Source organism: Marinobacter daepoensis DSM 16072 (genome assembly GCF_000421165.1).
Taxonomy (GTDB): domain Bacteria; phylum Pseudomonadota; class Gammaproteobacteria; order Pseudomonadales; family Oleiphilaceae; genus Marinobacter; species Marinobacter daepoensis.
Genome location: NZ_ATWI01000012.1, coordinates 306,633 through 328,722 on the forward strand (window position 1 = coordinate 306,633; position 22,090 = coordinate 328,722).

Sequence of the window (22,090 nt, forward strand, 5' to 3'; positions counted from 1 at the left end):
ACCACTCCGGTTATTCTTCGTCGGACTGGCGTTTGATCCACGCCAGTACATGTTCCGAGGGAACCCTCTGCAGGCCAGGTGGCTGCCAGTCGGTCAGTTCACCCTGGCCAAGCACCAGTAACCCCCCCGGTGCCAGACGCTCTGCGAGCCGTTTGACAATCTCCCGTCTGCGCCAGCGACGGAAATAGATCAGCAGGTTCTGGCAGAAGATGATGTTCATCCCGTGCATAGGGGCTTTGTCCAGATCCAGAACATTGAGCCTGGTAAAGCACACCCGGTCACGGATGCTGTTCACAATTTCTACGGTATTCCGTTCCGAGGGCCGGAAATACCGGGCTTTCAGATTTTCATCCATTCCCAGCAACTTGCGGGCATTGAAGCGGCCAAGGCGCGCCTTTTCGATGGCCGGCTGGCTGATGTCCGAGCCGGTCACGCCAAAGAGCGGTTGCAGGCCCAACTGAGCGATGCCCTCGTTCAGGATCATTGCCAGGGTGTATGGCTCTTCTCCGGTAGAGCAGCCCACACTCCAGGCCTCAAGTGCCCGTTTCCTGAACTGTTCGCGAGGGCGGGTCCGCACATAGTCTGCCACCAGCCGGAAGGCGTCCGGGTCCCGGAAAAACCGGGTTTCCTGAACGGTCAGCCGGTCCACCAGCGTTGACCATTCCCTGACAGCATCCGGGCCAGATACGATTTTCTCGTAGTAGGCCTGATAGCTGCCGCAACCGATTTCCCGCATCCGGATACCCAGATTGGTTTCCAGAAACGAACGTCGCTCAGCGGTCAGGGTCATGCCTGTACGGTGCTCCAGCAAAGTCTGCCACTGGTTGAACTGCGCCTCATCCATGTCCGGAAGTCGGCGCAGAGACCAGATGCCTTCGGCGGGTGACAGTTGGTTATGCGTATGCGCCATAGACCGTCATCTGCCCCGGGCCGGTGATCAACTGACCACCGGTACGTCGCTGTCTTCCTCTTGTTCCTGGTTGGCCGTGTCCTCATCCGGCAGGGTGAAGCCGGCAACGGAGGACCGAAGCTCGGACGCCATTTCTGCCAGATTACCGATAGACTTCGCAGTGGCGTTGGTACCAGAGGAAGTCTGAGAGGTGATTTCCTGGATAACGTTCATGGTGTTGGAAATGTGCGCGGCAGAGGACGACTGCTGGCGGGCCGCGTTGGAGATGTTCTGGATCAGTTCCGCCAGAGACATGGATACGTTCTCGATTTCCTCGAGGGCGATACCCGCGTCCTGAGCCAGGCGGGCTCCCCGGACCACCTCGGCGGTGGTGTGTTCCATGGAGATAACCGCTTCGTTGGTGTCAGACTGGATCGTCTTAACCAGCGCTTCAATCTGTTTGGTGGCCGCAGAGGAACGTTCTGCCAGGCGCTGAACTTCGTCCGCAACCACCGCAAAGCCCCGGCCAGCGTCGCCGGCCATAGAGGCCTGAATCGCCGCGTTCAGGGACAGAATGTTGGTCTGGTCGGCAATGTCGTTGATCAGGGATACGATGTCACCGATTTCCTGGGAAGATTCACCCAGACGCTTGATCCGCTTGGAAGTTTCCTGGATCTGCTCCCGGATGTTGTCCATGCCTCGGATGGTGTTCTGTACCACTTCCGCGCCTTTCTTCGCGATCGCAACCGACCGCTCCGCAACCGCAGAGGATTCAGCGGCGTTGGACGATACCTGGTCGATGGACACCGCCATCTCGTTGACCGCGGCGGAGGCGCCGGCAATTTCCTGGGCCTGGTGCTCGGACGCATCGGCCAGGTGCATGGCGGTAGCCTGAGTTTCCTGGGCGGCGGAAGCGACCCGCACGGCGGTTCCCCGAATGGCTTGTACCAGTCCACGCATCTGGTCGATCGCGTAGTTGATGGAGTCGGCGATGGCACCGGTGAAGTCTTCGGTTACCGTGGCCTCCGTGGTCAGGTCACCGTCGGCCAGGTCGGCCAGTTCGTCCAGCAGTCGCAGGATCGCGTTCTGGTTCTGCTCGTTCTGTTCCTGGGTGGTACTCAGGCGCTCCTGGGCATCCCGGTACAGGGCAAGACCGATAAAGACAACAATCGCGACCATGGCGGCGAGAATCGCAAAGGCCAGGGTCGGGCTGATCAGGCGTGAGCTGGACTGGGTTGCAAAACCGTTTGCCAGGTTCGACAGCTGGGCCAACAGATTTTCGGAGTTCTGGAAGATGTCGCTGGCGGCAGTACGAACCTTGAAGAGGTCGGGAGAGGCTTCAAGGATCGCGTCTACGTTCTGGGAAACGAACTGGAACAGCTCATCAACGGCTTCCAAACCATAGATAGCATCTTCATCCGCTACGCGGGAGATGCCCATCGCGGGATTGCCGTTGAGCTGGCCGTCAAGAACCCGGCCGAACAGGCTGGCGTCACGACCAAAACGGTCGGCTGCGATAACGGCGTCTTCATCACCGGAGAGTACGTTGTTGACCGAGCGGACGATCCGCTCTGCCAGCAGGGCCTGACGCTGGGCCAGGGAAATCTGCTCGGCCGGTGCATCGTTGTCCAGCAGGATCTGTACGATGTCGTCGTACTCCACCTGCAGCTGGGGAATGGTTTCGTTCAGGGTCCGGGCAACTTCGTGCAGGCCGAGTACCGCTTCGCGGGTAGAGAGAATGCTGTCAGCATTTTCGCGAACGGTATTCCAGTGTTCCTGTACACCGCTTTGCTGTGCCAGTGTGCTGGGCGGGAGGCCGGTGTCAGGGTTGCCCTCGGTGACGGTGGTCCAGAGCTGCTGGAACTCGTCACGCGAACGACGCAACTGGTCAAAGGCTTCGGCGGTGCCGCCGGCAGCCTCAGTCGCGTTCTTCGCGATCTCCTGCGAGAGTACGCGCATTTCCGCGGTGTTGGCGATGTACTGCTGGTCGTGCTGGCTGTCCTTGTTAAGGATGAACAGTACCACAACAAGCAGGACGGTAAGTGCGATCAGCGCAGCGATCAGACCGGCAACCAGTTTGTTGCCTCCCTGTCCCATACTGAGTCTTCCGGCTCTGTTTTTCATTTTCTGGCTCCCGGCCTCTTTCTTCTGGAAATGGCAAGTATGTGTAGCGGGTTGCAGAGGGTCAGGGTGATGTTCCTGCCAGTGCCATCACCCTTACCACTGTGCGACATCAAGAAAGCGTTCATCTTCCACCAGATCGGTGGCGGAGAATACTTTCCAGACCTCCTCATTACGCTCGTAACCGCCGTTCACAAACGGACGAACGCTCTCGGGCACCCTGTCCGGGCTTGCCCTGAAACTGTCTTTGGCGAAATACTGCATGCCCAGCACGCTGTCGACTACCAGCCCGCTGAACACATCTCCCTGTTCGACCACCAGTACCCGTCGCTCGCGCAGGCTGCGGGAAGAGCGAGGCACATCGAAGAAGGTGGCCATATCGACCAGGGGCAGGAGGCGGCCACGAACGTTGGCAGCGCCCATCAGGAATGACCTAACCCCCGGAACGTGAGTGAATCGGGGCACGTGAAGGATCTCGGTCACTTCTCCCATGGGGGCAACGTAGCGTTCCCCCGCGAGAATGAAACCGATGCCGTTCCACAGCTCGACGGCTTCCTGTTGTTCAGGCAGGCCGGCGGCCATGGACCGGCTGCGCTGGGCGATATCCGTCAGAACGGCAAAAGGGGCGGCCTGGGCGGACATGCGTACTCCAAGATTAGGGATCAGGCAATCAGACTGTTGATTGTTTTGATCAGATCGTCTTCGTTAACTGGTTTGACCAGATAACCCTTGGCACCCTGGCGGGTTCCCCACACACGGTCGGTCTCCTGGTCCTTGGTTGTGACGATCACAACCGGGATGGAGGCGGTTTCCGGAGCGCGAGTCAGTTGACGGGTTGCCTGAAAACCATTCAGGCCGGGCATGACCACATCCATCAACACCAGATCCGGGGTTTCTGCACGGGCCTTGGCGACGCCATCAGCGCCATTATCTGCGGTCAGCACTTCGTGTTTGTGTTTTTCCAGAATGGTGGAAATTTTCTTCACTTCGGTTGGCGAGTCGTCAACAATCAGAATGCGGGCCATGGTTTCCTCGATGGTTCTGTGTGTCAGCAGGAGTTACTGTTCCGCCTGGGGCATATACTGGCGGATGGTGTTGAGCAGTTCGTCTTTGCTGAACGGTTTGGTCAGATACTGGTCCGAGCCTACGATCCGGCCTTTTGCCTTGTCGAAAAGACCGTCTTTGCTCGAAAGCATGATAACCGGCGTCTTCTTGAAAGAGGAATTGTTCTTGATCAGTGCGCAGGTCTGGTAGCCGTCCAGGCGGGGCATCATAATGTCCACAAAAATGATGTTCGGCTGGGAGTCGGCAATTTTGGCCAGAGCGTCAAAGCCGTCAGTTGCCGTGATAACCTCACAGCCAACCTTCTTGAGAAGGGTTTCTGCGGTGCGACGAATGGTTTTGCTGTCGTCAATCACCATGATCTTCAGGTTCTCGAAGTTGTCATCCATTGTCCAACTGCCTTTGCGCTCTAGCGACTGTCGTTATTTTCAAACGGGGTTTTAACATAAACGTTAAGGTTCTTCTATAAACCCCGATCAGTTATAGAGTATCCATGCCCGGATAAAAAGTATTTGTTTGTGACCAAATGTACTTCTGTCGCAGCCGTCACGGATTGATCTGAGGATTTCTCCGGATGCATTCGCGGCTCGGGTACAATACCATCTGAGCTCTCAGCATAGCACTTAATAACCGGTTCGCTCTGCTGACCGGTTCGTGTTTTCATACCGACAGTTCCAGGAGACGCTATGACAGTCCGGCTGGGGATCGTGATGGATCCCATACAGGATATTCAATTCAAGAAAGACAGTTCTCTGGCCATGCTGCACGCCGCTCAGACGCGTGGCTGGGAAATTGAGTACATGGAACTGCCGGACCTGTACCTCGCCGGTGGACAGGCCCGAGCCCACACCCGTGGGCTGACGGTGCATATGGACCCGGACAACTGGTACAGCTTTGGCGCCAGTCAGGACCGGGCGCTGGGAGACCTGGACGTTATCCTGATGCGTCAGGACCCACCGGTGGACCGGGAATTCCTGATGGCGACATACATTCTGGAAGCGGCTGAGCAGCAGGGTGCTCTGGTGGTGAACCCGGCTGCGACTCTGAGGGACTGCAATGAAAAGCTGTTCGCCACTCAGTTTGAAGACCTGACGCCACCGTTGATTGTCACCCGGTCCGCTCAGCGTTTCCGGGATTTCTACGCTGAACACGGTGACATTATTATGAAGCCGGTTGATGGCATGGGCGGGCGATCAATATTCCGGGTCAAGGAAAACGATGCCAACCTGGGCGTGATTATTGAGACGTTGACCAACTACGGTGCGCATCAGGCCATGGCGCAGAAGTTCATTCCGGAAATCACCGACGGTGACAAGCGCATTCTGCTGATTGATGGTGAGCCGGTGCCCTACGCGCTTGCGCGCATACCGTCTCAGGGCGAGAATCGCGGCAACCTGGCAGCAGGTGGGCGCGGCGAGGGCCGGGAGCTGACGGAACGTGATCGCCAGATCTGCGCGCGGGTGGCGCCGGTCATCAAAGAAAAAGGCCTGATGTTTGTAGGTTTGGACGTAATCGGTGACTACCTCACCGAAATCAATGTCACCAGCCCAACCTGCATTCGCGAGCTGGATGCCGCCTTTGGCATTGACATTGCCGGCCTGCTGATGGATGCGATTGAGCGTCGCCTGGCCAGGGCCTGAAGACGGCTGTAGCCGTTGAACGTGAGAGGAGATTCAGAAACCGTCATGGCAACCCAGGTAAGCGACTTCGATCGGTTTTCCTTCACCCTGTTTATGGCATTGGCTGTTCACGCCATTGTGGTGCTGGGTATTACCTTTGCTCCGGAGTCGCCCCGGTCTTCCGCCCAGACCATGGAAATCACCCTGTCTCAGTTTGATGATCAGGATGCGCCGGACAAAGCGGATTTCCTGGCGCAGACCAACCAGAAAGGCAGCGGGTCGGAAGAGGAAGCCATGGAAATGACCTCGCCAGCCCCTTCAGAAATCAGTCAGCCGGATACGGCTCAGGTGCAGCCGGTACCCCAGACCACGACTCGGCCAGAGCCTCAGCAGGATCGGGCTCAGGTACACACACGGCGTCAGGCTGAGCGACAGGTGCGTCAGCCAGAGGAGCGGGCTGAGCCTCTGGACGAGGCCTTACCGCAAGGTGAGAAAAAGAGCCTGATGGAGCGCAGCCTGGAGATCGCCAGCCTGGAGGCCCGTTTCGATGCCCAGCAACGAGCCTACGCCCGAAAGCCCCGGGTGATGAGGGTGACGGCGGCTTCCACCCTGAAATCCAGCAATGCCTGGTATGTGCAGAACTGGGTCAGCAAGGTTACCCGGGTTGGCAATATTAATTACCCGACGGAAGCCCGCCAGGCCGGTATTCACGGAACCCTGCGAATGCTGGTTTCCCTGAAGAAAGATGGCACAATCAAGGAGGTGGCCATCCTCCAGTCCTCGGGCAGTACGGTACTGGATGATGCTGCGATTCGAATCGTGCGTCTGGCGTCGCCATTTGCACCCTTCCCGGAAGACATGGGGGCGGAAGTGGATGAGCTGGAAATCATACGCACCTGGTCATTCCAGCGACGGGGGCTGACATCCGGATGATGACGGAAAAGAACGCGGCAGAGACGCTGAGACATCACTTTCTGGTGGCATCGCCCTGGCTTGCGGACCCCCGTTTCCATGGCGGGGTGATCTATCTGTGTGAGCATTCTGAAGAGGGTGCACTGGGGCTCATGATTAACCAGCCGCTGGACATTCATCTTGGGGAGATTCTTGAGCAGCTCGACCTGCACGGCGGCGAACTGGACCTGCCGGTTTATACCGGCGGTCCTGTGCAACCGGAGCGGGGGTTCGTCCTGCATTCTCCGGACCGGCAGTGGCAAAACACGGCTCAGGTGACCGACGATGTGCTGTTAACCACGTCCCGGGATGTGCTTGAAAGTATTGGCCGGGATGAGGGGCCAGCGTCTTTTCTGGTGGCCCTGGGGTATTCCGGCTGGGGAGAGGGGCAGTTGGAGGAGGAGCTGGGCAGCAACGCCTGGCTGACGTGCCCGGCCAGCACCGATATCCTGTTCCGGACGCCGGCCGGGCAGCGTTACGAGGCGGTGCTACGCCTGATGGGGATTGATCTGAACCAGCTCAGTGACTCGGTGGGCCATGCCTGAAGAAAGCAACCGCCGTATACTGGCGTTCGATTTTGGCACCCGGCGTATCGGGGTGGCCTCCGGCCAGGAAATGCTGGGCACCGGGCAACCCCTGGCGATGCTGTCTGCGCGGGATGGCATACCCGACTGGGCCCGGATTGAGCAACTGCTGAAGGAGTGGCAGCCGGATGTCGTGCTGGTGGGGTTGCCGCTGAATATGGACGATACCGAAAATGATATGTGCGCCCGGGCCCGTAAGTTCGGGAAGCGGTTGCACGGCCGTTACCACGTTGCCGTGGAGATGGTGGATGAGCGTCTCACCAGCTTTGAAGCCAAGGGCGAGGTTTTGGCGGGCGGTGGTAGCCGGGATTTTGGTCGTCATGGTGTGGATGATCGAGCGGCTGTTCTGATATTGGAAACCTGGTGCCGGGAGCAGGCCGGCCGACCTGATAAATGAGGCTGTGATGACCGCATTGCTTGAAATAGATGAACTGCTGGACGCTCTGGAATCTGGTCTGCGCCGCATTCTGAGCGAGCGTGGAGTAGAGTCCCCGTTGCTGATTGGTATCCGTACCGGGGGGGTCTGGCTGGCCGACGCTCTGGGCAAGCGCCTGGGCATTGAACAACCCTATGGCGAGCTGGATATTTCGTTCTATCGGGACGATTTCAGTCGCATTGGCCTGAATCCCAGGGTGACACCCTCAAGTCTGCCCTTCGATACCGAGGGCCGGGACATCATCCTGATTGATGATGTGATCATGAGTGGCCGAACCATCCGGGCTGCAATGAACGAAATATTCGACTATGGCCGGCCGGCCAGTATCATACTGGCCACGCTGATCGATATGGGGGCCAGAGAGCTGCCGATCCAGCCGGATGTGGTTGGCCGGGCTCTGACCCTGGAGGCCCATCAACGAGTAAAACTGCGTGGCCCCGAGCCATTGCGCATCGAACTACAGGAATCCGGGCAGTAAACCTTCCCAACTGATAACAGGCGAGCCATGACCGCGAACGACCCTTCCCCGAACCACTTGCAGCTGACCCGGGATGGTCAGTTGCGGCATTTCCTGACACTGGATGGCCTGAGCCAGGCGCTGCTTACGGACATCCTCGATACCGCCGATTCGTTTATCGAGGTGGGTGAGCGGCGCATCAAAAAGGTGCCTTTGCTCCGAGGCCGGACGGTCGTCAACCTGTTTTTTGAGTCCAGCACCCGCACTCGAAGCACATTCGAACTGGCCGCCAAGCGACTGTCTGCAGACGTCCTGAACCTTGATATTTCCACGTCCGCCACGTCCAAGGGCGAATCGCTGTCCGATACCCTGCTGAATCTGGAGGCGATGGCCTCCGATATGTTCGTGGTTCGTCATTCCCAAAGTGGCGCGCCTCATTTTATCGCGGAAAGTGTGACGCCGGGGGTGGCCATTATTAACGCCGGTGACGGGCGTCATGCGCACCCGACGCAGGCCATGCTCGACATGCTGACCATTCGTCAGCACAAAGGCCGGTTTGCCGGGCTGAAAGTCGCCATTGTCGGCGATGTATTGCACTCGCGTGTGGCTCGCTCCCAGATTCGTGCGTTGAATGTGCTGGGTGCGGAAGAGGTCAGGGTGATTGCGCCCGGTACCCTGCTGCCCCGGGACGTTGAAGATCTTGGATGCACCGTCGAATACGATATGGCCCGGGGCATGAAAGATCTGGATGTGGTCATCATGCTGAGGCTTCAGAAAGAACGTATGGAAGGGGCCTTGCTGCCCAGTGAGCGCGAGTTTTACCGACAGTATGGCCTGAACCAGGACAAGCTGGCTTTGGCAAACCCCGGCTGTATTGTGATGCATCCGGGGCCAATCAACCGGGGGGTTGAAATTGAATCCGCGGTGGCTGATGGGCCTCAGTCCGTCATTCTCAGTCAGGTGACCAATGGCATTGCTATCCGGATGGCGGTGATGTCCATGGCCATGGGTGGACAGATGGCTGAGCGTCAGCAGAAGCAGCAGGAGGAGCAGGCATGAGCCAGGTGGATATCCATAATGACAATGGCCTGAAACTAACGGGTGGCCAGTTGTTTGACCCGGAGCGCGGGCTGGTAGCCAATCCCGGCCTGTTGATCCGGAACGGTCGGATTGATGAGATCGGTGCAAGCGTTCAGGAAGCCGAGGCGGGCTCGGAAATGAACGCTGATGGCCATGTCATTGCACCCGGTTTTATCGACCTGTGCTGTAACCTCCGGGAGCCGGGCAACGGCCAGAAAGGGAATATTGCCTCCGAAACCCGGGCGGCGGCTCATGGTGGTTTCACGACCGTATGCGCCTCACCGGAAACGTCGCCGGTCATCGATTCCGGTGCCGTCACCAACCTGATTCTGGATGGGGCGGCGTCTCGTGGTGCCGTCCGGGTACTCCCGATAGGCGCTATCACACGGGGCCTGGAAGGTGAGCTGCTCAGTGATATGGCCGGGCTGAGTGCGGCGGGCTGCGTCGCAGTGGGGAATGGTTCCCGTGGAGTGCGCAATGCCAGAATTCTTAGGCGCTGCATGGCCTACGCCCAGACCTTCGGACTGACTGTGATGTTCAGCCCGGAAAACTCGGCCCTGGCTGCCGATGGTTATGCTCACGACGGTCAGGTGGCCACACGCCTCGGATTGCTCGGGATTCCCGAGGTGGCGGAGACCGCTGCCGTGATGGAAATGCTGTTGCTGGCCGAAGAAACCGGTGTGCGTCTCCATCTGAGTCAGCTTTCCTGCGCCCGGAGTGTGGACATGCTGGCGGAAGCCCGGCAGCGCGGGGTGAGTGTGACAGCCGACGTCGCGATGCATCAGTTGGCCTTTACCGAGGAAGCCTTGTCAGGCTTCGACAGCCGTTTCCATGTTCGTCCGCCCCTTCGCAGTGAATCGGATCGACAGGCGCTGGTGGCTGGTGTCCGGGCCGGAATCCTTGATGCGATCGTCAGTCAGCATCAACCCCACGACTCGGCGGCAAAACAGGCGCCCCTGCCGGCCACGGAGCCGGGGCTGTCGAGCATTGAAAGCGTCTTGTCACTGGGGCTGGAACTGGTTGACCGGGGGGAGCTGGAGCTTTCCGGGTTGCTGGCGGCATTAACGACGGGCCCGGCCCGGGTTCTGGGTCGTCACTTTGCGCTTCAGAAGGGGGCGCTGGCGGATCTTTGTGTTTTCGATCCCCGGAGCCGGTGGTTGCCTTCGTCGCAGACGCTGGTTTCGGCAGGTCTGCACGCCCCGGTGATGGATAGGTCTCTGCCCGGTGTCGTGAAGCTGACGCTGGTGGAAGGGCGGGAAGCGTGGCGAGCGTCAGAGGTTGTGCTCTGAGAAAATGAGGCAGAGGTAGCCGGGCCTCTGTCAACGCCATCACAGAATCCACCGGTTTTGCTGAAAATCTCTTGATGTCAGGCACCTGAGCCAACGTATTCTATGGCCCGGTCCATTACGGTCAGGCCAGCATAACGTATGCCGGCCAGCCGGATGTGACCGGCCAGACAATAAAAACTCAGGAGCCTTCCCGTGAATACAGCCCGTTTCCGCCGCCGGCTCGCTCTGGCGGCCGCCCTGTGTGGCAGTCTGCTAGCCTCATCTCTGGCGCATGCCCAGGGCGATATCCTTGACCGCAGTTTCTGTGTGTTTGACCCCGTTGGTGCCAATGGTCCGTTGTTCGCCATTACCCGGGAGTTTCAACCCGTGGCGCTGAAGCGTGGCATCAAACTGAATCTGCGCGCCTACACCGATGAAAAAGTCGCCGCTGAAGATTTCAAGGCCGGTCAGTGCGATGCGGTCCTCCTGACGGGCACCAGAGCCCGCGAATTCAATAAGTTTACAGGCAGCCTGGAAGCCATGGGGGCGGTCCCGGGTGAAGAGGAAATGCGTCTGCTTTACAACACCCTGAGCCAGGCCAAAGCTCGTCCGTTCCTGATTGATGGTCCTTACGAGGTCGCTGGCGTTTTCCCGGGGGGCGCGATTTATCTGCATACCCGTGACCGGGCGATTGATTCTGTTGAAAAGCTTCAGGGCAAACGCATTGCCACGCTCGATTACGACACGGCGTCTGTGCGCATGGTGCGCCATGTGGGAGCCTCGGTCGTTGGTTCCAACTCGGCCAACTTCGCCGGAAAGTTCAATAATGGGAGCGTGGATCTGGCCTACGCGCCAGCGGTGGCTTATCAGCCTCTGGAACTCTACAAGGGGGTCCGCGAGGCTGGGGGAGTCTTCAAGTATGCGCTGGCGTATATGAATTTCCAGGTCATTATTCATCGCGACCGTTTCCCAGAGGATGCCGGGCAGATGGTGCGGGATGAAGCCATTAAGCGGATTGATCAGGCCTACGAGATCATCGCGGAGGCCGAGGCGGGGATTCCCCAAGAGGTTTGGATGCACCCGCCAGGAGAGGATGTGGCCGAGTACGACAAGATGCTGCGCCAGGTTCGGCTGTCATTGCTGGACGATGGCGTGTACGACGAGCGTGCGATCAAGTTGATGAAGGCCATTCGTTGCCGGGTGGATGGTTCGCGTGCCGAGTGCGCCTCCTGATATGAGTCAATCGGCCCGCACGGGGCGGGCCTGGCACGATCAGCCGATGGCGTCTTTCAGGGCTTTTCCCGGTTTGAACCCCACGGTCTTACTGGCGGGAATCCGGATGCTTGCGCCAGTCTGAGGGTTGCGGCCGCTGCGGGCTTCCCGATGACGGATGTTAAAGGTGCCGAAGCCAATCAGTGAGATGTCCTCACCACGGGCGGCGGCGGCCGACACCTGATCGGTAAATGCATTGATCACTTCTCCGGCCTTTTCCCGGGTGAGCCCGGTCTTGTCGGCAATGGCAGCGGCGAGTTCAGGTTTGCGCATTGGATACTCCTGACGGTTTGTTCTGATTGTTGTTGAGGATTGCCCCGGCGAACCCGGTGGCTGAAGCAATCTATAGTGGCTTTGCGGTAAATCTGCAAACCTTCTTGCGTAACGATGTGTTCTCCAGGGCGTCATTTGCGGGGCCGGTCTCATAAAGCGAAAAGGGAGTTGGTCATAATGAATGAAGGTTACAAGCCGTAACAATAGGGGTTAACGGCCCGGTTGTCTGAATAAAACACAAGAAGAAAAGGGTTGAAAGGTATGAACGGTTTCTGGAAACGCCCGTTAACCGGGGCTGGTGTTCGCGGGGTTTTGGGGGCGCTGGCTGCCGGTGCTCTGCTCAGTGGTTGTGGTGCCGTTAACCACATGATCTACAAGACCACCGGCGATGTCATGCAGGGGTTCTCCCGTAATCATACCGTGCCTTACCTGATGGAATCGGACGACCTTGCCATGGGGTGCTCCATGAGTGAGGCGACGGCCCCGTTGCTAATGTCATTTGGACGTGTCACCGATGAGCCGGACCAGTTGGCCATCATGCTCTATCTGTCGTCTGGCAGTTGTGCCGAGGAGCAGGCAAGAGAGCATGAGCTTGCCGGCCTGGCCGCCATGTACTCATTGGAGCCGGAAGCGGCTGAGGATGCCTTTATACGACAGAAGCGTGCTCATGCACTGGCGGCTCGGCGCTATCTGAAAGGGTGGCAGCATCACAATGCGCATTATGGTAATCCGGATACCAGTGAGTGCCCGGACTTCGACGACGACATGGATGAGTTCATGTACATGGCAGGCCTGTTGTCGGGCCTGCAGGCGCTCAATGCCCAGATTCAGTCGACGTCCTCGGTTGGCGTGCCGTTCAATACCGGTTCTGTTGTGGGACGGGCGACTCAATGCCTGGACAACAAGAAGTGGTGGGGGGCTCCGATGGGCCTGCGTGCGACGGTCTGGGCCATGATCCCTGGTACTCAGCCGGCGGGAGAGGATGCGTTTGAGCGGCTGGCTCTTGCGGCGGAGCAGGGGGAGCAATCCGGGGTTCGGCTCGGACATGTGTTCCAGGCCATTGCTGCGTTGAATAAGAATGATGATGCTTTTGTGAAATCCGTCATCCGGAGCCATGCCGAGTCGCTGGAAGCCGATGAGGCCAGCCAAGAATGGCAGTTCGTTGATGCGATGGCTACCAACATGCTGGTGGCCATCGCAGACCGCCTGTGGGTGGAGCATACCGGCCATCGGACGCCGATGGGGCAGTTTGGCGCATTTTGGGACGATCAGCGCGAACCTGTAGAGACCATGAGTCTCGACGATCTCTTGTAAGCCATCAACCCGAGTAAGCCGTTATGACCCAGGGTGGTTTTCGTCGCAGTGGTCTGGAGTGGTTCTCATCGCTGCCAGCCTGTCTCTTGCTGTTGGCTGTGGTGTTGTTTTCAACCAGCAGTGATATCCACAACCAGATGCTGCGAGGTGGTGAGCAGCTCTGGGGGGGCTATTACAAGCTCCGAATGGATCCGGTAAAGCCGGAGTGCAATCCTGACCGGGACATTGAGGCGGAAGTGGTCCGCGAGCTCGCGGACTCGTCACCGGAGAATGATCCGATGGCGGCCCTGTTGGGGGCTCACGAAAAAGATCCCCGAGAAGTGCGCCTGGCGATTGAGCGCTCGGTGGCCGATTGTCGGGCTGCTCACGTCAGTTATGATAGCCTGCAAGACAAGCTCACGCCTGGAGTGAAGGTTTATCGGGCGGTGGAGTTGTTCGTGGCCGACCTGATAGCTTTTGGGCTTAAGGCGCAGCGCTATATTCTGGTGATTCTGGTGATGTTATGCGCGGTGACGGCGACCCTCACCCGGCACCACATCGCCATGCGAGCCATGGAGACCAGGCTGGATTATGTGGTGTCCCACACTCTGCAGAGCATTGCCAATGCGATGTTGCTGGGGTCGTCGCTGATCTTCCGGCAGTCCAGTCTGGCCAGCAGCACCGCTGTTTCAGGTGAGGAGCTGTTGCTTCACAACTTCTGGATTATCGGTTTTGCCTGTCTGACTCTGGCGAGCCTCTACCGGCTGTTCCGCGTCCCGGAAACCCTTCCGGCTGGTGGAAACCTGAACCAGGCTTTTCTGTCGGTCCCGCTTTATACCGTGATGTGTCTGATTTCCGGGACGTACTTCGCCTTGATTGGCCACTCTTCCGGCATAGGCATCTATCTTGGCAAGATGATGGAACTGGCGGACATGTTCCTGAACGTGGGGCTGTACGTCTGGGTTGGCATGATGCTGAAACAGACGAGACTGGCAACGTTGGTGTTCAACATTTTCCGGCCCTGGCGGATGCCTCCAGAAATGCTGGCGGTGGTTGCGGTCCTGGTGGCGGCGGTCCCCACGGCTTACACCGGAGCATCGGGCATCTTTGTCATTGCCGCGGGTGCAGTGATCTACAGTGAACTGCGAGCAGCAGGCGCTCGCCGTCACCTGGCCTTGGCCGCCACGGCCATGTCTGGTTCTTTGGGGGTGGTGTTGCGGCCCTGCCTGCTTGTGGTGGTGATTGCTTACCTGAACCGGGAGGTTACCACTGACGAGTTGTTTGGCTGGGGAATCTGGGTGTTTGTGCTGACGGCCACCATGTTTGCGTTGGTTGCGCTAACGGTCAACCGGCAGAGCCGGTTTGATCTGGCTCCGGCTGCCGAGGCTTTTCCTGCATCGGTCCTGGCCTTACGGCCTTTGATTCCTTATGTGGTGGTCATTGCCGTTGTTGTGCTGATCTACCGGTTTGCCCTGGACGTGAGAATGGATGAGTTCTCTGCGCCCCGGCTGTTGCCGGTGATTATGCTGGCCATTCTGGTGTATGAGCACGTCAGCCTGAAAGCATGGCGTGGCCGGGGCTCTGGTGAGATTTGTCATCAGGGCCTGGAACGTAGTGTCCGGGGGGCGACCAATGACACCACCGCTGAGATTGGGGCTTTGCTTCTGTTGCTGGGGCTCTCGGTCAGCATTGGCGGGGTGATTGAGCGTTCGCACATTATGGAGGCTTTTCCTCAGGCGTTTGACAGCCCCTGGTCGGCGATGTTGCTGATGGTGGGCATTCTGGTGATTCTGGGGATGATCATGGACGCGTTCGGCGCCGTTATTCTGGTGACGGCAACAGTGGCAACCATCGCCTACGCAAGTGGTATTCATCCGATCCACTTCTGGATGGTCACGCTGGTGGCCTTTGAACTCGGCTATTTGAGCCCTCCGGTTGCACTGAACCACCTTCTGACCCGGCAGGTGGTTGGGGAGGCCGAGGTTCTGGCCGCACAGCAGGAGTCCGGAACGTTTTATCAACGCCATGAACGGATCATTATGCCGCTGATAGCGATGGGGATCTCTTTGATTCTGGTGGCGTTTGTGCCATTGCTGTTCTACGCAAACGGGTGAGGGGCGTGTTGGGCTTCCCTTTGGTCCTTCGGTAATCTGCCAGATACAAAAAAAGCGCCAGGCTTTCGCAAGGCGCTTTTTTCAGGCTCAGGCGTCGGCGTTAGCCAAGCTTGGGGCCGGCTTCAACAATGGCATCGGCCACGTCGAATTTCTTGAAATTCTCAACGAACTGGACAATCAGCTCCTGAGCTTTGCCGTCGTAGTAGTCCGGGCTGACCCAGGTGTTGCGCGGGTTCAGCAGTTCGGTGTCTACGCCCGGGACATGCTTGGGCACGTCCAGGTTCAGGGCATCCAGATGTTCGGTGTCTGCGTCGTCCAGGTCGCCGTTCTGGATGGCGGCAATGATGCCCCGGGTCGTCGGGATGCTGAAGCGTTTGCCTTCGCCGTATGGACCACCGGTCCATCCGGTGTTGACCAGGAAGACCTTGCTGCCGAACTCGTCAATGCGCTTCATCAGAAGCTCGGCGTAGACGCCGGCCGGACGAGGGAAGAAGGGCGCGCCGAAGCAGGTAGAGAAGGTAGACTTCAGTTTCGAAGATGAGCCCATCTCGGTTGATCCGACCAGTGCGGTGTAGCCGCTCAGGAAGTGATAGGCGGCAGCTTCACGGCTCAGGATCGACACCGGAGGCAGAACGCCGGTCATGTCACAGGTCAGGAAGATGATGTGTGACGGCTCGCCTGCGCGGTTTTCCAGAACGCGCTTCTCCACGTGTTCCAGCGGGTAGGCGCAACGGGAGTTCTCCGTCAGGGATACGTCGGCGTAATCCGGCTCACGACTCTCCTGATCGATCATGACGTTCTCGACGATCGCGCCGAAACGGATGGCGTCCCAGATGATTGGTTCGTTCTTCTGGCTCAGATCGATGCACTTGGCGTAGCAGCCACCTTCAATGTTGAAGACTGTGCCAGGGCCCCAGCCGTGTTCGTCGTCACCAATCAGGAAGCGGTGCGGGTCTGCGGAGAGGGTTGTTTTGCCGGTGCCGGACAGGCCAAAGAACAGGCAGGTTTCACCGGTTTCGCTGACGTTGGCCGAGCAATGCATGGGCAGAACATCTTTCTCTGGCAACAGGAAGTTCTGCACAGAGAACATGGCTTTTTTCATTTCGCCGGCATAGTGCATACCTGCCAGCAGAACCTTGCGTTTGGCAAAGTTGATGATGACGCATCCATTGGAGTTGGTGCCGTCGCGCTCAGGCACACACTCGAAGTTGGCGGCGTTAAGGATTTGCCATTCCTGCTTGTCGGCCGGGTTGAAGCCTTCCGGGCGAATGAACAGATTACGGCCAAACAGGTTCTGCCAGGCGGTCTCGGTGGTCATTTTTACCGGCAGATAGTGCTCGGGATCAGAGCCAACGTGAACGTGGGATACGAAGCGGTCTTTTTCAGCAATGTAGGCTTCAACACGGTCCCAGAGGGCGTCGAACTTTTCAGCGTCGAATGGGCGGTTGATCGGACCCCAGTGAATGTCGTCGGCGGTGCTGGGCTCCTCGACGATAAAACGGTCCATCGGAGACCGACCGGTGCGCTCACCGGTGGTAACCACCAGCGAACCGTTGGAAGCCAACTGGCCTTCGTTCCTTGCTAATGCCAGCTCGACCAGTCGTGCTGTACTCAGATCTTGATAAGTGTTGCTCACTTCGACCTCGCCCTCGGGATGTCTTCGTGATTGCCCAGACCGCCTCCCTGAAAATTGACGGAAAACTGAACAATCGGGTCAATTCAGGCGCGCTATTATGCCAGAGACGCCCATAAAAAACGACTGCCCTGGAAGCCTTGAGAGGCTTGGCTTCCAGGCAAATCTGGTGATCAGTTAGTGTAACGTATGCCCGGTGAAAAGATGATCAATGTCATTTCTATTGAAGCGATAGTTTGCATGACAGAACTGGCAGTCCATGTTGATGCTGTCTTGCTCTTCCAGAATGCTGTAACACTCGTCCTTACCGATGGCCTCCAGAGCGGCGAGTGTCCGTTCGCGGGAGCAGCTGCAGCGGAACGCCACGGGTTCGGGCTCAAACAGTCGCACGGTTTCTTCATGAAACAGGCGGTGCAGCAGGGTTTCGCTGTCCAGACCGAGCAGTTCCCCGGCCTCGACGGTTGCGGCCAGGTGGTTGATGCGATTCCAGAGTTCGTCATCTTCTTCGGTATGCCCGGGTAATCGCTGGAGCATCAGCCCGGCGGCGGTGTCGTCATTGGCAAACAGGAACAGGGTGGTAGCGAGCTGTTCCGAGCGCTCAAAGTATTCTTTCAGGCACCCTGCCAGGGTTTCAGATTCCCGGGGCACCACACCCTGATAGCGCTGGCCCTGATCCGGGGTGATGGTGATGGCCATCCGGCTCTTGCCCAGCAGTTCGTGCAGGGTTTCTCCACTGACGGCGTCTGCGTCAAAGCGGGCGAGACCGCGGATGTTGCGGTCATGGCTGCACTCGGCCATCAGTGTGTTCAGGGCGCCTTCGCCGGCAGCCTGCAGTGACAGGGTGCCTTTGAATTTCAGCGAGCTGCTCATCAGCACGCTGGCGACCAGGGATTCACCCAGCAGTTCGCGGACGGAATCCGGGTAGGGCGCCTGGCGGGCAATCTCGCTAAAGCTGTCGCCCAGCTGTACCCAGGCACCCCGCACCTGGCTGTGTTCAAAAAGGAAGCGCTGAAACTGATCTCGGGATGCCATGATGTCTCCTGGGGCTGTTCTGTGATCCGGCTGGGATTGCAGGAATTAGGTAATGTAAGGTGTTCTGGTGGTTGATGGCCGCCGGCTACAGGCCGTTCTGGTTGCGGAACCGCTGGATGTCGCGACGGTCTTTCTTGCTGGGGCGTCGCGCGGGAGGAAGCTGGGCCGCCTGCATGGTTTTTCTTTGCCAGGCCAGGTCTTCCCGTCGTTTTACGCTGTCGTCGGTTTCGTGATACAGCTTCTGGGCCTCCGGAGCGCCGCGGCGGCGATCACTGATGTCGTCGACAATCACGATTTTTTCCTGCCAGCCCAGACGCAGGGTCAGCCTGGCCCCCGTCTCGACTACTTTGCCGGGTTTGGTCCGTTGGCTGTTGTAGTGCACCTTGCCCCCTTCAATCGCTTCTTTGGCCAGCGAGCGGGTTTTATAGAACCTGGCAGCCCACAGCCATTTGTCGAGCCGGACTTTCTGATCGTCAGTGTTCGCAGCCGTCATATCTCCTCACCTGTCGGGCATGTGCCACACCAGTCTCGATTATACCCGCCTCATCGGTTTGATGGCAGTGCCTGGCGTGTGTGCAGATCGGGCAGAACTTCATCGAAGTGGTGAATGCCAGGAATGTCGGTGTGGCCGTCGCGGGCCGGTTGCTGGCTGTCGGGAGACAGGATGGCCAGGCACTGGGCAATGCCAGCGGCCCGTGCGCTTTCCAGTACCGGGAAGCTGTCGTCCACCATCAGAGTGGATTCGTGCCGGTAGGGCGCGCGCTGCCCCAGGTCTTTCCAGAAGTCGGTATCTTCTTTGGGTTTTCCCAGATCGTGACTGGAAATGATGCCATCAACATGCTTTTCCAGCCCGGTCTTCTGCAGTTTCAGGGCAAGGGGGTCCGGGTGGCAGTTCGTGACGATCACCGAGCGTAATCCGGCCTGGCGCAGGGAGGCGAGAAAGTCGGTTACATGGGGGCGATAGCCAATGCGGTCCCCCACCTCGGCTTTCAGGCCGGTGATGTCCAGAGACAGTCTTTCGCTCCAGTAGTCCGTGCAGTACCAGTTCAGTGATCCCCGCTCCGCCATAATCATCGGAATCAGGTAGTCTCTGGCCTCCGCGGGGTGCAGGTCGAACTGCTCGGCATAGCGCCTGGGCAGATGTTCAAGCCAGAAGTGGTTGTCGAAATGCAGGTCCAGCAGTGTCCCGTCCATGTCGAGGAACACCGTCTCAAGGGTTGACCAATCCACCATAAACAAAGCAGCCTGAAGAATTTTCTTCAGGCTGCCTCAGATTCCGGCCGCTGGCAAGCCGGGATTTTACGGACAGTGCTGATCAGTTATCCGACTGTTCCACGGTTTCGGACTTGCGTCCGGTGCGGGTACAGCCGAGGCAGCGTACAAAGGTGGCTTTGGCCGGGCCGACGACCAGGACTTCACCGGCCTCACCGGCATTGCCGCCCAGGGCGGAGAACGGCAGGGAGACCAGATACACGGCGCTGCCTACGATGGTGGTGGCCAGCAGCGCGGGGCGCAGCAGGATGGCATCTGTCGCCATGGCAATGGCCGACGGGCTTTCGTCTACAGCGCGGGCATGGCCCAGCGATGAAAAGGCCAGCAGGCAGGCTGCAACGGTGGCTACCAGAATATGGGAAATCTTGCGGGTCATGTGATTGTCTCCTGAACGTATCAGCCCGGCTGGCTAGGGCTTGCCTGTCTCTGCTGTTGCGAACCAAGGTGGTTGCGCTGGCCGGGGTGACCGGGTGCTAATGCTGTGTTAACTATGAATCATATTGCCTGAATTTCAAACGGTTTTTCGTTTAAAAGTGTGAGCCAGGGCGGAATCTCATCGCTGGCATCGGGGGCAATACACCGTGGACCTGTTGTTCATGCGGATGTCTTTCAGGCTGGTGTTGCAGTCCGGGCAGAGGGTGCCGCCTTTGCCGTACACCAGAAGTGACTGGGCGAAGTACCCGGGCTTGCCCTCGCTGTTCACAAAGTCTCTCAGCGTGGTGCCTCCCATCAGAATGGCCGCCTGGAGGGTTTCCCGGATGGCATCGGCGAGTCTGTGATAGCGGTCCAGACTGATCCGGCCCGCCTTGCGTTTGGGGTGTATTCCGGCTTTGAACAGAGCTTCGTTAGCGTAGATGTTGCCCACTCCCACGACCACATGATTGTCCATGATGAAGGACTTGATCGGGGTCTGTTTCTGACGGGACAGGCGGAACAGCCAGGCGCCATTGAAGTCACCGGATAGCGGCTCGGGGCCCAGTTGGCTGATCAGCGGGTGCTGGCTCCAGTCGGTTGTCCACAGCCAGCATCCGAAACGCCGGGGATCGTTAAAGCGCAGGCTCCGGTGGTTATCAAGGAAGATCTCAACGTGGTCGTGGCGCATTGGCGCGCTGTCGTCGGTAATCACTCTCAGGCTTCCGGACATGCCCAGATGAACGATGACCGAACCGGTATCCAGGTGCAGGAACAGGTATTTTGCCCGGCGCTCAACGGTCTGGATGGTCTGGCCTTCCAGTTGCTGGGGCAGGTCATCCGGTACTGGCCAGCGAAGCCTGGGGTTGCGAACGACCACTTGTCGGATGGTCTGTCCTTCACAGTGAGGGGCAATGCCCTGACGCGTGGTTTCAACTTCGGGTAATTCGGGCACGTTGGTTCCGCCAATGGACAGATTTCAGGTCGGAACAGTGTAATCGGTAACAAAAAAGCCGACAAACCCGGTTGTCCGGGCGTACACCTGTAAGCTAGAGTTGAGGTCAACGATCACCCCTTCGAGTGCCAGCGACATCCCTTTCGCAGTATCGCCTTTCGAAGTTCATTGAGTTCGAGGATTTTTTATGTGGTTTAACGGTCTTCTGGACCTGTCCGTATGGCAGCTGATAGCGGTTACTCTGGCCATGACCCACATCACCATTGTCAGCGTCACGCTCTATCTGCACCGTCATTCGGCCCATAACGCGCTGGATCTGCATCCGGCGCTCAAGCATTTTTTCAGGTTCTGGCTCTGGCTGACCACGGCCCAGAATACGAAAGAATGGACGGCTATCCATCGCAAGCATCACGCCAAGTGTGAGACCGAAGAGGATCCCCACAGCCCGGTCGTTCTGGGAATTCGTAAGGTCCTGTTTGAAGGCGCCGAGTTGTATGCCGCGTCGGCGACGCCGGAAACGCTGGAGCGTTATGGTCAGCGCACCCCGGAAGACTGGGTGGAACGGAATGTCTATAGCCGGTACAAGGCTTTGGGGATTGCCTTGATGGCCGTGATTGATCTGGTGCTGTTCGGGGTGCACGGTATCTGGATCTGGGCGGTGCAGATGATGTGGATTCCGGTCTGGGCGGCCGGTGTGGTGAATGGCATTGGCCATTATCTGGGGTATCGGAATTTTGAATGTGCCGATAATGCCCGCAACATTTCTCCGTTGGGCATCCTGATTGGCGGAGAGGAATTGCACAATAACCACCACACCTATCCGAACTCTGCCAAGCTGTCCCGTCGCTGGTACGAGGTGGATATTGGTTGGGGCTATATTCGGTTGTTCCAGCTGTTTGGTCTTGCCACGCCCAAGGGTTATCGCCCGATTGCGCACTACGTGCCCGGTAAGCAGGATGTGGACGTGGAAACGGTGCAGGCCATTGCCAATAACCGTTTTGTGATCATGCGCCAGTACCGCAAGCGGGTTATGGAGCCGGTGCTTAAACAGCAAAAGGCTCTTATGGACGATGAGATCCGTCCGCGTTATCGCAAGCTTCGGCAGTTGCTGTCACGTGAGGTCAGCCTGATCAAGCCGAGGGAAAAGGAGCACTTGGATACGGTGCTGGAGCGCCATGAAATGTTACGGCTGATTTATGAGAAGAGCCACGAGCTGCAGGCGCTCTGGCGCCAGCGTGGGCTTAAGCCTCAGGAGAAGCTGCAGGCCTTGATGGAGTGGTGCCGGGAAGCGGAGGCCAGTGGTATTCGCTATCTGGAGGAGTTTGCCGCCCATCTGCGCGCTTATTCCTTGCGCCCGGCAGGTTGACC

The 22,090-nt window shown here is 58.4% G+C and carries 23 protein-coding genes; 11 read left to right on the plus strand and 12 right to left on the minus strand.

Translation table 11 applies throughout. The annotated features are described in order from the left end of the window. Positions 1–10: 10 nt before the first annotated feature. From K325_RS0115290 to pilG, 5 genes are all read right to left on the minus strand, one after another. On the minus strand, positions 11–910 hold the full coding sequence (locus tag K325_RS0115290; RefSeq protein WP_029655138.1) for a CheR family methyltransferase: 900 nt from the start codon (positions 908–910) through the stop codon (positions 11–13). Between the two features lie 27 nt (positions 911–937). Beyond that, positions 938–3,013 carry a methyl-accepting chemotaxis protein gene (locus tag K325_RS0115295; RefSeq protein ID WP_029655139.1) on the minus strand — a complete coding sequence of 692 codons (2,076 nt, stop codon included), beginning with the start codon at positions 3,011–3,013 and terminating at the stop codon, positions 938–940. Positions 3,014–3,106: 93 nt separating this feature from the next. After that, positions 3,107–3,652, minus strand: a complete 546-nt coding sequence (locus K325_RS0115300; RefSeq protein ID WP_029655140.1) for a chemotaxis protein CheW — start codon at positions 3,650–3,652, stop codon at positions 3,107–3,109. Between the two features lie 20 nt (positions 3,653–3,672). Continuing rightward, complete coding sequence (gene pilH / locus K325_RS0115305; RefSeq protein WP_011787171.1) at positions 3,673–4,035, minus strand: twitching motility response regulator PilH; 363 nt, start codon at positions 4,033–4,035, stop codon at positions 3,673–3,675. Between the two features lie 33 nt (positions 4,036–4,068). Further along, a complete protein-coding gene (gene pilG, locus K325_RS0115310; RefSeq protein ID WP_029655141.1) occupies positions 4,069–4,461 on the minus strand; it encodes a twitching motility response regulator PilG in 393 nt (130 codons plus the stop codon). Positions 4,462–4,758: 297 nt separating this feature from the next. Between pilG and gshB the strand changes: the two genes are divergently transcribed. The 8 genes from gshB (at position 4,759) to K325_RS0115350 (ending at position 11,700) form a co-directional block, all read left to right on the plus strand. Next, on the plus strand, positions 4,759–5,712 hold the full coding sequence (gene gshB / locus K325_RS0115315) for a glutathione synthase (RefSeq protein ID WP_029655142.1): 954 nt from the start codon (positions 4,759–4,761) through the stop codon (positions 5,710–5,712). Positions 5,713–5,757: 45 nt separating this feature from the next. Then, the gene (locus tag K325_RS0115320) at positions 5,758–6,624 is read left to right on the plus strand and encodes a TonB family protein (RefSeq protein WP_029655143.1); all 867 of its coding nucleotides are present in this window, start codon (positions 5,758–5,760) and stop codon (positions 6,622–6,624) included. Further along, on the plus strand, positions 6,621–7,187 hold the full coding sequence (locus K325_RS0115325) for a YqgE/AlgH family protein (RefSeq protein ID WP_029655144.1): 567 nt from the start codon (positions 6,621–6,623) through the stop codon (positions 7,185–7,187). The genes K325_RS0115320 and K325_RS0115325 overlap by 4 nt, the downstream gene beginning before the upstream one ends. Further along, entirely contained in the window at positions 7,180–7,623 is a 444-nt protein-coding gene (ruvX, locus tag K325_RS0115330) for a Holliday junction resolvase RuvX (RefSeq protein WP_029655145.1), read from the plus strand. The genes K325_RS0115325 and ruvX overlap by 8 nt, the downstream gene beginning before the upstream one ends. A 7-nt stretch (positions 7,624–7,630) precedes the next feature. Further along, positions 7,631–8,140: a bifunctional pyr operon transcriptional regulator/uracil phosphoribosyltransferase PyrR gene (gene pyrR, locus K325_RS0115335; protein ID WP_029655146.1), complete on the plus strand. Its 510-nt coding sequence runs from the start codon at positions 7,631–7,633 to the stop codon at positions 8,138–8,140. 27 nt (positions 8,141–8,167) lie between these two features. Beyond that, positions 8,168–9,178, plus strand: coding sequence for an aspartate carbamoyltransferase catalytic subunit (locus K325_RS0115340; RefSeq protein ID WP_029655147.1), 1,011 nt, complete (start codon positions 8,168–8,170; stop codon positions 9,176–9,178). Further along, positions 9,175–10,488 (plus strand): dihydroorotase, encoded by a 1,314-nt coding sequence (locus K325_RS0115345; protein ID WP_029655148.1) that lies wholly within the window; start codon positions 9,175–9,177, stop codon positions 10,486–10,488. Before K325_RS0115340 ends, K325_RS0115345 begins: the two co-directional genes overlap by 4 nt. A gap of 192 nt (positions 10,489–10,680) precedes the next feature. Continuing rightward, positions 10,681–11,700, plus strand: a complete 1,020-nt coding sequence (locus K325_RS0115350; protein ID WP_029655149.1) for a putative solute-binding protein — start codon at positions 10,681–10,683, stop codon at positions 11,698–11,700. Between the two features lie 39 nt (positions 11,701–11,739). Here the strand turns inward: K325_RS0115350 and K325_RS0115355 are convergent, their stop codons facing one another. Beyond that, positions 11,740–12,012, minus strand: a complete 273-nt coding sequence (locus K325_RS0115355) for an HU family DNA-binding protein (protein WP_029655150.1) — start codon at positions 12,010–12,012, stop codon at positions 11,740–11,742. 261 nt (positions 12,013–12,273) lie between these two features. Between K325_RS0115355 and K325_RS0115360 the strand changes: the two genes are divergently transcribed. Together K325_RS0115360 and K325_RS0115365 are read left to right on the plus strand one after the other, a co-directional pair. Beyond that, complete coding sequence (locus tag K325_RS0115360; protein ID WP_029655151.1) at positions 12,274–13,326, plus strand: hypothetical protein; 1,053 nt, start codon at positions 12,274–12,276, stop codon at positions 13,324–13,326. Between the two features lie 23 nt (positions 13,327–13,349). Beyond that, the gene (locus K325_RS0115365) at positions 13,350–15,419 is read left to right on the plus strand and encodes a TRAP transporter large permease subunit (protein ID WP_029655152.1); all 2,070 of its coding nucleotides are present in this window, start codon (positions 13,350–13,352) and stop codon (positions 15,417–15,419) included. A 100-nt stretch (positions 15,420–15,519) separates the two neighbouring features. Here the strand turns inward: K325_RS0115365 and K325_RS0115370 are convergent, their stop codons facing one another. The 6 genes from K325_RS0115370 to mutM form a co-directional block, all read right to left on the minus strand. Next, on the minus strand, positions 15,520–17,055 hold the full coding sequence (locus K325_RS0115370; protein WP_029655153.1) for a phosphoenolpyruvate carboxykinase: 1,536 nt from the start codon (positions 17,053–17,055) through the stop codon (positions 15,520–15,522). A gap of 174 nt (positions 17,056–17,229) precedes the next feature. Further along, complete coding sequence (hslO, locus tag K325_RS0115375) at positions 17,230–18,084, minus strand: Hsp33 family molecular chaperone HslO (RefSeq protein ID WP_029655154.1); 855 nt, start codon at positions 18,082–18,084, stop codon at positions 17,230–17,232. 85 nt (positions 18,085–18,169) lie between these two features. Further along, complete coding sequence (gene hslR / locus K325_RS0115380) at positions 18,170–18,577, minus strand: ribosome-associated heat shock protein Hsp15 (protein WP_029655155.1); 408 nt, start codon at positions 18,575–18,577, stop codon at positions 18,170–18,172. 50 nt (positions 18,578–18,627) lie between these two features. Beyond that, entirely contained in the window at positions 18,628–19,317 is a 690-nt protein-coding gene (gene yrfG / locus K325_RS0115385; RefSeq protein WP_029655156.1) for a GMP/IMP nucleotidase, read from the minus strand. Positions 19,318–19,399: 82 nt separating this feature from the next. Beyond that, the gene (locus K325_RS0115390) at positions 19,400–19,732 is read right to left on the minus strand and encodes a hypothetical protein (RefSeq protein ID WP_029655157.1); all 333 of its coding nucleotides are present in this window, start codon (positions 19,730–19,732) and stop codon (positions 19,400–19,402) included. A gap of 177 nt (positions 19,733–19,909) precedes the next feature. Then, a complete protein-coding gene (mutM, locus tag K325_RS0115395; protein WP_029655158.1) occupies positions 19,910–20,722 on the minus strand; it encodes a bifunctional DNA-formamidopyrimidine glycosylase/DNA-(apurinic or apyrimidinic site) lyase in 813 nt (270 codons plus the stop codon). Positions 20,723–20,909: 187 nt separating this feature from the next. Here mutM and K325_RS0115400 point away from each other — a divergent pair, with 187 nt between their 5' ends. Beyond that, positions 20,910–22,088 (plus strand): DesA family fatty acid desaturase, encoded by a 1,179-nt coding sequence (locus tag K325_RS0115400; protein ID WP_029655159.1) that lies wholly within the window; start codon positions 20,910–20,912, stop codon positions 22,086–22,088. The last annotated feature ends 2 nt before the right edge of the window (positions 22,089–22,090 follow it).